Source organism: Microbulbifer sp. ABM4_008 (assembly GCF_056311705.1).
In genome coordinates, this window is sequence record NZ_CM149970.1 from 4,516,649 (window position 1) to 4,529,199 (window position 12,551).

Here is a 12,551-nt window from a genome sequence, read left to right on the forward strand (position 1 = left end):
ATCGATCAGCGAGCTCTAATTCAGCGCCTGCCGTTCAATCCACCAGACTGGCCAGTTTAGCCACGGCCAAACCGCTGTCAACTCGGAAGAGACGATATGGTTTACAAGCTTTTCAGTAGAAAACTTGCCCAAAGTCTGGCCCGCTGCCTGCTGTGCGGCGGAGCATCGGGAGAGGTTGGAATCTGTTCTGCCTGCACTCAGGAACTACCGGCGCTAGGCCGTAGCTGCCGCTACTGCGCCCTACCCTTGGCGGCGGCAAAAGATAATATTTGCGCGGCCTGTTTACAGAGGCCACCCGCCTTAAAGAAGATCAGCGCTGCCTGGCAATACGCTTACCCGATCAACCACTTAATCCAACATTTCAAATACCACCGGGACCTGGCCGCCGGACACAGCCTTATACAGCTAGCTGCCCGCCAATTGGGGCCTCCAGAGGATATGCCTGACATACTTACCCCGGTTCCTCTGCACTGGCGTCGCTATTGGCAACGCGGTTACAACCAGGCTCAACTTATTGCCAGTGGGCTGGGGCAATACTGGTGCCTGCCAGTAGATCTGCAACTACTGCGCAAAACAACATCCACCAAAACCCAGTCTCAACTCAGCCGCAACCAACGGCTGAAAAACCTGTCTGACAGCTTTGCCGTGCGCGGAGAAATATCGGGTGCCCATATCGGCCTGGTAGACGATGTTGTAACCACGGGAGCGACCCTTGAAATCATCACTCGCCAGCTACTCACAGCCGGGGCAAAACAGGTCAGCGCCTTCGTTTTGGCCAGAACGCCATGACTGTTCGGCGCGACTACAAATAGACCCATAGTCACCCCAACGTCACAATAGCTTACCTTGCCGTTCTGGCGCCTCAGTCCCTCATCTGCCAGCACTGCTAAGGTTCTAACAGCGACTAAATTGCCCGCATTTCTGTTGTCGCGGGCCAGGAATTCAGCGATGAGTGAATACAAGTTGCCACGGGGCATTGTCATCAGCGGCACAGGCCTGTGGACCCCACCGGAATCTATTAGCAATGAAGAGTTGGTAGATGCCTATAACACCCATGCCGAGCAGTACAATCTTGAGCATGCTCAAGAGATTGAGGCCGGTGAGCGCGCGGCAAAACCTTTCTCTTCTGCAGAATTTATCGAGAAGGCCTCGGGCATCAAGAGCCGCTATGTGGTGACTCGCGATGGCATCCTTGATCCGAAGCGCATGCGCCCCCTTATTCCCGAGCGTGCAGATGACGAGCTAAGTGTTCAAGCCGAAATGGGCTTAAAGGCCGCCAGACTAGCCCTGGAGAAAGCCGATAAGCAGGCGTCTGACATTGATTTGGTCATTGTCGGTGCCTCCTATATGCAGCGCGCCTACCCCGCTATTGCTATTGAAATCCAAGGTGCACTGGGTATCGATGGTTTTGCCTTTGATATGGAAGTAGCCTGCTCCTCAGCTACCTTCTCACTTCAGCGTGCGGTGGATGCGATCTGCTCAGGCTCAGCCAAAACTGTACTGGTCATCAATGCCGAGCTGGCCTCACCACAAGTGGATTACACCGACCGAGACAGCCACTTTATCTTTGGCGATGTAGCCGTAGCCAGCATTATCGAGCGCAGAGAAACCTGTACTGTCGAAAGCGCCTGGGAAATTCTCGGCACCAAAGCGAAAACCGTTTTCTCCAACAATATCCGTTCGAACTTTGGCTACACCGCTCGCGCCGCCGATGTGGACCCTTTTGGTCCCGGTAAGTTGTTCCGCCAGAATGGCCGAAAGGTATTTAAAGAAGTTTGCCCCATGGCGGCATCTCATATTGAAGCCCATCTGCAAGAGACGGACACCGATCCTCACAGCGTGCGCCGCTACTGGCTCCATCAGGCCAATATCAATATGAACAACCTGATCGCCAAGAAGCTAATGGGTGACAATGCAAGCGTTGAACGCGCGCCCATCGTTCTGGACCGCTACGCCAACACGGCAAGTGCCGGTTCAGTTATCGCGTTTAATTTGCACAGCGATGACTTGCAGGTCGGCGACCGGGGAATTATCTGTTCCTTTGGCGCAGGCTATTCTATTGGCAGCTTGGTATTGGAAAAAATCTCCATTTAATTTTGAAATATTTTCGGAGTTCGGGAATAAATACTGAACTCCGAAACAACCACCAAAAAGACCCGTGGTTCTCACTACCACTGACATCAGGATTTTATTAACCGGCGACCTGGCCTTCACAAATATCTATTAAAACTATGCGCGATCCAGCCGCAGCGCGTAGCAACCATAAGCAGCGAAGCGCAGCAGAGCGAAATCAATCTCACCCTGCATAAAATATTCACTCACTTCTGTTTTTATTTGTTCGGGACCCACCAATTTCGCAGACACGATATGCTCTTCAGCGCTATAGGCGCGAAGCACTAGTGGCACACCACTCTTGAAATAATCTTCCGCATTATTATTTAGCGGGGGGAAGCTGTTCTGTGCTCTGAAGTCTTGTTCCGGCCCCGGCTGCGCCAGTACAAATACAGGCCCGTATTCCCGATAAGGACCGGCAAAAGAGAAAGGGCAGTAGCTCGCCAGGAGGATTTTCTCCCCCGGCCGTGCGCGCCGTCGCACATCACGACATGGCTCACCGCCCTTGGCGCTCAGCTGCCGTACCGGCTGCCCTAGATCATCTAGACCTGCTTGACGAACCTTTTCTAAAAAATCTTCGCGGATAGGTGTTACGGTAAAAGTCATGGCTAAGGTCACCCCACTTGCTAAAAGAGCGAGGTTACTGAACACCAAACGGCATCGCTGGCCAGATTCGGGCACGTCATTCCAAGCGAGTAGCGGTTATTTTTTTACGGACTCTTCAAGCTCACTCAGCAGACCTTCCGCCCAACTAATCCAGGTCTTTTCCGCCTCAATCCCCAAAAGCAGGGTTTGATGTGCCAACCAGTAGCGCTCCTGGAGCGCTGTATCACTCTTTAATACCCGCTCATTTTGCTCCTGGTAACTTTCCAGAGAGCTGCGATGTTGGCGCAGTTGGGCCTCCAGAGCATCTCGCATTTCATCCTTGCTCAGGTTGTGACCGGCGAACATACGCACCAGGAAAGGCTCGCGAATCTTCTGCGGCGCACTGGGCTGAGTAACCCAGTCACGCAGCTCGGCGCGACCTAGATCCGTGAGGCTATAGACCTTCTTGTCCGGCTTGCCTTCTTGGGCTTGCTCCTCACAGTCCAGCAGGCCCTCCTCATGTAACTTGTGCAGCTCGCGATACATTTGTTGATGGCTGGCACTCCAGAAGTGGGAGACGCTGCGCTCAAAGCGCCGCTTAAGGTCATAACCACTGCCGGGCTCAATATCCAGCAAGGTGAGAACGGCAAAGCGCAGGGACATGAAAACTCCAACTCATCTTATGCAAAGAGTTGCATATTAACCGGTGCCAGCCATTCGTGACCAGCTGCCAGATTTTCACAACAAGATAATTAGATTAATAAATAATTAAAAAATAGGACAAATGTATCGTTAGAAACTATCAGTCGAGATGTAAGGCTAGCTTTTATGCAAATTGTAGATATAATCGCCGGTCTGTCGCCAAAGTCGTTTAGGCGGCCACTGTCTACGAGGTTGTTTGCCCAATGTCCGCGCCCGCACTATCCCCATCCAGTCCAGATGCCCCAGATGAAAAGGCATCTGGTGCGCGCCGCTGGGACTTTATGCTGGACATCTTCGCCATGAATAGCTTCTCTTGGGCTGTAGCGATCCCCATCGAGCTGATTCTGGCGGGTATGAGTTGGAACGAACACCTGAAAGTTCGCCTGATGGCCCTGGTATTCAATACCCTTATCGCCCGTCCATTCAGTATGTATCGCAACTGGATTGTGAACCGTTTTGGGGGTGGCGGCTTTATCAATGCCTATCTGGTAGACACCTTTGTATTCCTCAGCTTCCAGTTCCCGCTATATATGGCCAATATGCGCCTCGGTGGGGCCAGCTGGGACGAAATTGCCACCGCCAGTATTACTTTTATGCTCATCGCGGGAGCTCTTGGCCGCCCCTACGGAATTTATCTCGACTGGGTGCGCCGAGTGTGGATTAATACGCTTGTCCCCCTGTGGAGCAAACGCGCTGCCTGAGGGGTCACCGATACTCGATTAGGCATTACGAGAGAGGAACATGACTGTGTTGACCGATAACGCCATTGAAAACAGTTCCATGACCGTTGGCGTGGTCGCCGGCACCCCCACAGATACCCGCTTCGGATTGAACTTCCTCGCCGCGCGCCAACTTCGTGGCGTGGGCCTGTCCCTATCTTCCTCTCCCCAGGCCCAGACTCAATTGCAGGCGCTGGAGCGCGACGCCCTTACCCAACAATTGATCGAAGCCATTGAGCAGCTGTACCAGGCCGGTGCAGAAGCGGCCATGATCTATTGCAACTCACTTTCCGGTGCTGTGGATATGACGGCGGTAAAAGCTGCCTCCCCCATTGAGGTGGTATCCCCTCTCGAGGTCTACGCTGAGCTTACCCAGCGCTATCGCAACTTTGGACTGCTGGCCGCCAACTGCCAGAGCTGCGCCAATATCGAGCGGGAAATACTCGAGCGCAATACAACCGCCAAAGTCATCGGTATTGGCAACTTGCAAATTGTGGAAGATATCGAGGACGGCCTCGCCGCAGAAATGATTGTTCGCCAACATGCCCTTGATGACTTGGTCGCGGCACTGGTGAAAAGCGGCGTACAGATCCTGATTTTGGGCTGCACCCATTTCGATTATTTTTATCGGGAACTGCTCGCACACTGCGATGGCATTCGCCTTTTCCTTCCCTCAGAGCGTATGTTGCAATTGCTGCAAGAGCGCATTCCCCAGGCTGCCTGAATACTATTTCCTCGCGACAGCTCCGGCGTAATTTGTTCTGAAGCTGTCGCTAAACTACCCATTCAACCTAGTAAATTGCTGCTAGATCCCTCTATGTAATCAGATGCAATCTGTGGATTAACTCCCTGCCAACAACCCGGCTACCCGATCCAAGGGCAGGGCAGACGGGGCTGGCGGGCTACTTCTCTATTGGTACGTTCACTGAAGCGCCTCTGCTGCCCCCACAGCAGAAGTAAAATTTTTCTTGTACCAAAAGCGGGCTTATTGCAGTATCAAAAATCTCCGATGTGCCTGGGTATCCATTACAACAAGTCGTATTAAAACCTTTTTGGACTGCAGGATTTAGTCCAATTTAAATAACGTTGGTTACAAGGATGATAGAAACCACTTTGTCTGGGGGAATTCCCTCTCGTCGCGTATTCTTGCGTGCCATATGCCTCGGCCTATTGGTCTCGGGTTCGGTATTTTTATCGAGTACTGCACAGGCCGATGTTATTACCACACTAAAAAGTCAGGTCCCGCTCTTTTGGATGGGAATACCTGCTGTGCTTCTACTGCTAATTTGTGCGTTTGCAATAAATAGGCAAGTTAAATTACGCCAATTAACCCTCGATACCAATGCCCGGCTTAAAAATTTGAGCAAGGAAAATAGCAATCTTTTCCAACAGGTACACAGTCGTAACAGCGAATTTATCGCACTGGAAAAACAACTTGCTGATGCTCTCAGTGAGCTGGAACAATTGCGCCAGGAGAAATCTGATCTCCTCACCATAACCCGGCACCATTTACAGCATCCGCTGGATACACTTCTCGGCACTTTGAATTTATTAGCTCGCAGCGAAGACAACAATACGCGCGCCCTGGTAGAAATCGGGAAAAGACAATTAAACAGCGCCCTTAAATCCCTGGAGAACTTACATCAGTGCGGTAATGTTGAGACAGTAGAATTAAAACTCCCCACTGAAAGCCATCGTGCGCCCGGCAAACAGCTCTCTGTTTTACTCGTTGAAAACAGTAAGCATGACTCCCTTCAACCCACCCTGGAAACCATGGGCCATAACGTACAGCGGGAGTGCAATGGGATCGATGGTAGCAGCGCTGCACTGCAAAAAAACTTCGATCTTATTTTGGCAGATACCCATCTTCCGTTGATGGATGGCGTTGAAGCAGTGCGGGAAATCCGCAGGGAGAGAGGTGCTGAACTACCTATTTTTGCCCTTTTACAAAATGCCAGCTCTGGCGATAAGGAGCGCTACCAGGCCAGAGGCTTTACCGGGGTATTGACCCACCCGATCGGCGACCGACAGCTGATGCAATTATTGAGCTGGGCTGTTCGCCGAAGCCAGGGCATTGCAGGCCCCCAGGGAGCAAAGCCCACTCGACTGCTGAATACCAATACCCTATTTCGCCTGCGGGATACATTGGACCACCATACGTTTGCCGAATTACTCAGCGAGCGCACCGCTACCCTGCCAAAACAAATAACGTCATTAACCAGCGCTATTACTGGACGCCACTGGCTTGATGCAGAACAGCAGGCACAAAGACTGGCTCGCTCAGCTATTGAGGTCGGCCTCGAAACAATAGCTTCTCGCTTGCGTACCCTGGCCGCAAACCTCTCTATCGATAGTGAAAGAGAACATTGTCGCCAACAGCGCACAGAGCTTTTACAGCTTATGCGCGAATCTGTGCGCCAGCTAAAGGCCTGGCGCGAGCGCAATGTTCACACTGAGTGGGCATTAAAATAGACTACCCTACTGTGCTCCGATTTCGAGCCACAGTACTCTTACTGGGAAATAATGGGGCGGAAAAGGCGTCTGCAATCCACCGCGCAAATAACACATCCCAGCGCAGCTAAGTTGAAATGCACTATTTGCACCACACTATATTGGAGTGAATAGTAGAGAGAACAAGTTATGTCAGAGCAGTATCCCGAACGCAGTCAGGAAGCCCGAGAACAAAGTGGGCGCGACCTGGCCATCATGGTTTACCTGATCCAGGCGATCAGCTTATTTACCGCAGTACCATTTTTTATCGGGGTATTAATCAACTACTTTAAGCGCAGCGATGTTCGCGGCACCCTGGCCGAGTCCCATTTCCGCTGGCAGATTCGCACCTTCTGGTTTTGGCTGCTGTGGACCATTGTTGGCTCCCTAACCATTTGGGTACTGGGGCTGGGCTACCTGATTCTGGCAATTAACTGGGTATGGGTAATCTATCGGGTTATTCGCGGCTGGCTGACACTTGTTGACCGGCGCCCAGCTTATTAATGGCAAATATTCTATTAGATGGGCCCAGTATCTTGGACCCATCTACTTCTCAGTAAGAAATGAATCCAAGATTCCCTGACTGAAATTACCGACTTTCACACCTCGTAAAAGACAAAAGCAGATTGACTAGCCAAAAGGCTGTACCAACTTTTCCTCATTTACTTTCTCAAGCCCTTATTCGCCAGAAGTTGCAGCTGCAACATTGCATGCTTCATCACAAAGTGTGCGAATATGCCTATCCGATTGACTTTCACCGCGTTGTTAACAGGGAGAAATAGATTCGTGAACCAGGACCAGAATGCCCCCTTGCGGGAAGATGTACGCCTGCTGGGTGAAGAGCTCGGCGCAGTATTGCGAAACCAAGTTGGCGAGCCACTATTTGATACCGTTGAGAATATTCGTCAGGCGGCCGTTGAAAGCCGCAGCAAAGGGGCGATGCAGGCCGATCACTTGCGAGAGCTACTCGACCCCCTGGATGATGCGACCCTATTGGAAGTTGCCCGGGCATTCAGCCAGTTTCTAAACCTTGCCAATATTGCCGAACAGCGCCATCGCGAGAGACTGCACCGCCAGCACCAGCGCTTTCCCGGAGATCCCGATACAGACCGCGGCCTGCGACAGGTACTGGCAGAGCTAAGCAAAGCGGGTAAGTCTCCCGAGGAAATCCACGGGACACTTAAAGAGTTATCCGTAGAACTGGTCCTAACCGCTCATCCCACCGAAGTGACACGCCGTACCCTAATTCGCAAATACGATCGAGTTGCAGACCTACTCAACACACTGGACAGGCCCGACCTGACCCCAGAAGAATCCCAGGATTTACGTCGCCACCTTCAAGAGCAGATTCTTTCTGCCTGGAGCACCGACGAGATCCGCCGCTCCAGGCCCACCCCGGTTGATGAAGCCAGGTGGGGCTTTGCCACCATCGAACAATCCCTGTGGCAGGCAGTTCCCAGAAGCATGCGGGAAATAGACAGTGAATTGGCCCTGGCCAAGCTGCCCCCATTACCGGTTGATTGGGTTCCCATCCACTTTGCCTCTTGGATGGGGGGAGATCGGGACGGCAACCCCAATGTCACCGCCAGCGTCACCCGGGAAGTCCTGCACCTAGCCCGCTGGATGGCCGCCGACCTCTATCTGCGCGATGTGGAAAACCTGCTCGCAGATTTGTCCATGCATCGCGCCAGCGAAGAACTATTACAGCGCACTGGCCCCAGCCACGAGCCCTATCGCCTGGTGCTGCGCCAGGTTCGCGACCGTCTCAAAATAACCCGGGAAAAAATGGAGGCCCGCATTGGTCGACGCGCAGAGCCTTCTGGCCTCGCGTTTACCAGCAGCGAGCAGCTGGCCGACGAGCTGCGACTGATCGACCGCTCCCTGCGCGCTGTGGGCCTCTCAGCCATCGCCGATGGCCAACTTAAAGATACCCTGAGGCGACTCAACTGCTTCGGCATCACTCTATTGCGTTTGGATATACGACAGGAATCCACCCGCCACGCTGACACCCTGGATGCCATTACCCGCTACCTGGGTATGGGCAATTACAGCAGTTGGAGCGAAGAGGAGAAGCAGGAGTTCCTGGTCTCTGAGCTGGACAGCCGCCGCCCACTGGTGGACGAGAGCTTTTACCGCAGTGATTTCTGTGACGAAGAGGTAAGTGAAGTCTTACAGACCTGCAAGGTCATTGCCGAACAGGGTCCCGAGGGATTAGGTGCCTACGTTATCTCAATGGCGACCACACCTTCCGATGTTCTCGCTGTAATGCTGCTGCAAAAAATTGCCGGGGTGCTGGTGCCAATGCGAGTGGTTCCCCTGTTTGAAACCCTCGACGATCTTGATGGTGCAGCTACCACTATGAGTACCCTGCTGAATATCCCCCTCTACAAGCAGCGTGTGCTCGATGGCCAGGAAGTGATGATCGGCTACTCGGACTCCGCCAAGGATGCTGGCTTCCTGGGCGCCGCCTGGGCACAGTACCGCACACAGGAAGCTCTCACCGGAATATTCCGCAACCACGGTATCCCCCTAACTCTGTTTCACGGCCGGGGCGGCTCCATATCCCGGGGCGGCTCGCCTACTCGTATGGCCCTGCTGTCGCAACCACCGGGATCAATAGCCGGGCGTATTCGCGTTACCGAACAGGGAGAAATGATTCGCTTCAAATACGGCCGTCCCTCTGTAGCCGCCTACAACCTGGAGCAGTATGTCGCCGCAACTCTGGAGGCGACACTGATGCCCCCGGCAGAGCCGCGTTCGGAGTGGCGCGCGGAGATGGACCGGCTCACGGAAGTCTCCGTCGGCAACTATCGGGAAGTCGTGCAGGATGACCCAGCCCTGGTGGCTTACTTGCGCACTGTCACCCCGGAAACCGAGCTGAGCCGCCTGGCCCTGGGCAGTCGCCCGGCAAGGCGTAAACCCGGTGGCGGTGTCGAATCACTGCGGGCGATTCCGTGGGTGTTTGCCTGGACCCAGATACGACTGATGTTACCGGCCTGGCTGGGCACTGGCGCCGCCTTGGAGAATGCCCTTAAGCACGCAGATGAAACCGATATTCTGCGGGATATGAGCCGTCAGTGGCCCTTTTTCCAAGGCGTTGTGGATATGCTAGAAATGGTACTGGCCAAGGCCGATCCCCGCGTTGCCTCCTGGTACGAAGAACGACTCACCCAGGATGCAGACCTAATCCAACTGGGTGTCAGTTTGAGAGAGCGACTGGCTCACACCGTAGAGGCCCTAAAACAGCTTACCGGGCGGGAGAGCTTGTTGGACAACAATCCCGTAATGCGCTGGTCCATCCGCGTGCGCGATCCCTACACTGACCCCTTGCACCTATTGCAGGCCGAGCTGATGGCACGTTTGCGCGAACGGGAAAGTGATGCAGTATTGGAAAGTGCGCTGATGGTCACTATCGCGGGGATTGCAGCGGGCATGCGCAATACGGGTTAAAAGACCCTGATACAGGGATTTGAGGCCTGCTCTTTTCACAATAGCAGGCCCCCAAGCAATCAGAACCTGCCGGTAAGTGCCATCACGAACAGGTCTGCCGGCAACTGCTCTCCATTCACCTCCAACTGGCCACGATTGACCTTGAGGTACATTTGCAGCTCACCCTTGTCTTCGATCAGCAGGCCATAATCTCGCAGAAGCATTGCCTGACCTACCAGGGGGGACTGCAAGAGCGCCTGCTCTGCAGCGCTAACGGTCATACTACCTACCAGCGGTTTGAGCCACTGATCGATCTCACTGGCACCTCGGCGGGAGGATTTGCGCATACCCCGCCAATCGATATCAGCATCTACTAACACCGGGCCATTGCGAGATTGAATCGCCAGCTGTTGCTCCAGGCGCAGCGGGCGGCTCATTTCACGGGCCCAATTCCGCTCAGGGGCCGGCAACAATACGCGCAGGTAGTGCCCCAGATCCGCAGTCTTAATTCTCGGCAAAGTCATCTGCTGGCGCACAGAGGTAATCGGTGTTGCCGAGTCCACGGTGGGGAGCTTCAGGTCACTGATAACTTTCAGGGTCTGTGCCGCCAATTCTTCCAAGGTCAGGTCCAGGGTAACATCGCGCAATTGAACCGGCCCGGAATCTGATTCTGCCCTCAGCAACGACAAGCGCAGCTCCGCATTACCGCCCTCGCCGGGCATATATTCAAACTCGCCTTCAAGGGGCTCGGTAAACAGTACTTCGATACCTTCGCGAATATGGCGCAAGCTTCCCAGCTCCACGACACCGTTCAGCACAGCTCCGGTGTAATCCGTAGATACGGCAATCTCCCCACCGTCAAACTCCAGCTCCCCGAGTGGGCCAGTATTTTTGAAAGGGTCTAAGCGGAGGGTATTCAGCACCCGGTTGTCGGCGGTAACCAGGGTCTCCAGAACTACCGGACTCGCCTGTAAAGCGCCATAAATGGACTCCAATTGAGCGCGCAATTCAGGCTGTAGTTGATCCAGCTCCAGCCGGGTCTCGGTATAAACCACACCCAGGCGCGGCCCCTTAGAGGTAAGCAACACCGGCCCATGATGGATCTCTGTATTGAGCTGGGTAGTGCCATCCGGCAATGCCACTTCAGTATTGGTTTCAGCACCAAACCATCCGCGTTCGTAACCCGTGGAATTCCCCCCCTGCAAGCGGCCCAACTGCTGCTTCCAAATTTCCTCTACTTTGGGGCCGATAAAACCCGGCGCAGCCAGCGCAGATATCACCATTAGGGCAAGCACAATAAATAGAAGTGAACGCAGTAGTTTCATAAAAAATCATCTAGCGAAGGGGTTTGCGCCGATGGTATCAGATTATGCAGCTATTAGTGCGACAAGAGCCTCGTTACTTGGTACGAGTGCTGAACATTCATCAACCACGGCATAAGGACCTACGACCCATTTCTAAAGAGCAGAATCTCGGCTTGTAAATTAGTAAATCTATATTTCAAAAGCTCTGATCAAGCCTAAGAAGAGGGGTTTGTAAGCGGCCATAAATTGAAATTGACCATTATGCTGGAGATCAGCTCACAAGTCTCTTGATCTCCTGTGGCACGCCTGAGTAACTTTATGGCTCGTTGACAGTTTTAAACAACAATGTAATTTTTTAAACCACCCTTTAACTTCCCCTTAATCAGAGCAATTTAAAATGGTAGGTAACAATCTATTTTTCTTGTATTTCAATCTAACCCAGATTCTTATCTCCACGATTTAGCTTTCTTACAAATACCTCAACAAAATAAAGGTCCTGATTACTATAAGAAAACCGCTATCTAGGAAATTTTTTGTTTTTTACCTATTCATGTAAAAAATAATTATTGAATTCATAACCGTTATCTCGATCGGATCTTAAAAGATACCTTTACAACAACCGAAACTTCCATTACCGCACGTTGGGACACTCCCCCAGTTTGAGTAGACTTGTGGCCAAACTAGGAGAAGGAGAAGACGTTATGCGATATCTTGTTTCAATGGTGCTCTTGTGTTCTCTCGCAGGTTTCAGTTATGCAGATGACCGCATGACGCGCCTCCCATCCAACGCTGAACCCGTGCAAATTCTCGGCAAGACTTATTATCAAAGTGGTAATACTTTCTATGCCTTTAATGAGCAGGGCCGTTATTTCTACAGAGTACAGCCCCCCACCTCTATTCGTAGTTATGAGAATCCCCGGGATATGTATATCCGCGGCTCACAACCTCGCCCCCAAACTTGGGGTCTGACTAGAGACCAGGTAGAAGGCTGTATGAATGCCGCTGCAGATATGGCAAATGCTAACCCTGCGGTAGGTGGTAAGATTTATATTCGCGAATATAACCGCTGTATCAGTAACTTGCGCTAGCCATTGTGGCTATATTTACTGCTACAAGGGGCCTTCGGGCCCCTTTTTTCAATCGTTATTTTTGTACAGTTACTAAACTAACAAGTCTTTCAACACACTAAAGCTATCAATCCTCTAATTTT

Annotated in this window: 11 protein-coding genes; 8 read left to right on the forward strand and 3 right to left on the reverse strand. The window is 52.5% G+C overall.

The window, feature by feature from the left end; genetic code table 11:
• Window positions 1–96: 96 nt before the first annotated feature.
• Together ACYX4J_RS19695 and ACYX4J_RS19700 are read left to right on the forward strand one after the other, a co-directional pair.
• Entirely contained in the window at window positions 97–789 is a 693-nt protein-coding gene (locus ACYX4J_RS19695; protein ID WP_476177366.1) for a ComF family protein, read from the forward strand.
• Window positions 790–948: 159 nt separating this feature from the next.
• Window positions 949–2,094, forward strand: coding sequence for a beta-ketoacyl-ACP synthase III (locus ACYX4J_RS19700; RefSeq protein WP_476177367.1), 1,146 nt, complete (start codon window positions 949–951; stop codon window positions 2,092–2,094).
• 135 nt (window positions 2,095–2,229) lie between these two features.
• Here ACYX4J_RS19700 and ACYX4J_RS19705 read toward each other — a convergent pair whose 3' ends face one another.
• Together ACYX4J_RS19705 and ACYX4J_RS19710 are read right to left on the reverse strand one after the other, a co-directional pair.
• Complete coding sequence (locus tag ACYX4J_RS19705; RefSeq protein ID WP_476177368.1) at window positions 2,230–2,718, reverse strand: DUF1203 domain-containing protein; 489 nt, start codon at window positions 2,716–2,718, stop codon at window positions 2,230–2,232.
• Between the two features lie 96 nt (window positions 2,719–2,814).
• Window positions 2,815–3,360, reverse strand: coding sequence for a PadR family transcriptional regulator (locus ACYX4J_RS19710; RefSeq protein ID WP_413664186.1), 546 nt, complete (start codon window positions 3,358–3,360; stop codon window positions 2,815–2,817).
• A gap of 242 nt (window positions 3,361–3,602) precedes the next feature.
• Between ACYX4J_RS19710 and alaE the strand changes: the two genes are divergently transcribed.
• The 5 genes from alaE (at window position 3,603) to ppc (ending at window position 10,058) form a co-directional block, all read left to right on the forward strand.
• Entirely contained in the window at window positions 3,603–4,100 is a 498-nt protein-coding gene (alaE, locus tag ACYX4J_RS19715) for an L-alanine exporter AlaE (RefSeq protein ID WP_444895361.1), read from the forward strand.
• Window positions 4,101–4,140: 40 nt separating this feature from the next.
• A complete protein-coding gene (locus ACYX4J_RS19720) occupies window positions 4,141–4,842 on the forward strand; it encodes an aspartate/glutamate racemase family protein (RefSeq protein WP_476177369.1) in 702 nt (233 codons plus the stop codon).
• A gap of 374 nt (window positions 4,843–5,216) precedes the next feature.
• On the forward strand, window positions 5,217–6,590 hold the full coding sequence (locus ACYX4J_RS19725) for a response regulator (RefSeq protein ID WP_476177370.1): 1,374 nt from the start codon (window positions 5,217–5,219) through the stop codon (window positions 6,588–6,590).
• A gap of 168 nt (window positions 6,591–6,758) precedes the next feature.
• On the forward strand, window positions 6,759–7,112 hold the full coding sequence (locus tag ACYX4J_RS19730; protein WP_444906559.1) for a DUF4870 family protein: 354 nt from the start codon (window positions 6,759–6,761) through the stop codon (window positions 7,110–7,112).
• Window positions 7,113–7,394: 282 nt separating this feature from the next.
• Entirely contained in the window at window positions 7,395–10,058 is a 2,664-nt protein-coding gene (ppc, locus tag ACYX4J_RS19735) for a phosphoenolpyruvate carboxylase (protein WP_476177371.1), read from the forward strand.
• Window positions 10,059–10,117: 59 nt separating this feature from the next.
• On the opposite strand, the gene ACYX4J_RS19740 is transcribed toward ppc, so the two are convergent.
• Window positions 10,118–11,362 (reverse strand): DUF945 family protein, encoded by a 1,245-nt coding sequence (locus ACYX4J_RS19740; protein WP_476177372.1) that lies wholly within the window; start codon window positions 11,360–11,362, stop codon window positions 10,118–10,120.
• A 680-nt stretch (window positions 11,363–12,042) separates the two neighbouring features.
• On the opposite strand from ACYX4J_RS19740, the gene ACYX4J_RS19745 reads away from it, so the two are divergent.
• Complete coding sequence (locus ACYX4J_RS19745) at window positions 12,043–12,429, forward strand: hypothetical protein (RefSeq protein ID WP_282934530.1); 387 nt, start codon at window positions 12,043–12,045, stop codon at window positions 12,427–12,429.
• The last annotated feature ends 122 nt before the right edge of the window (window positions 12,430–12,551 follow it).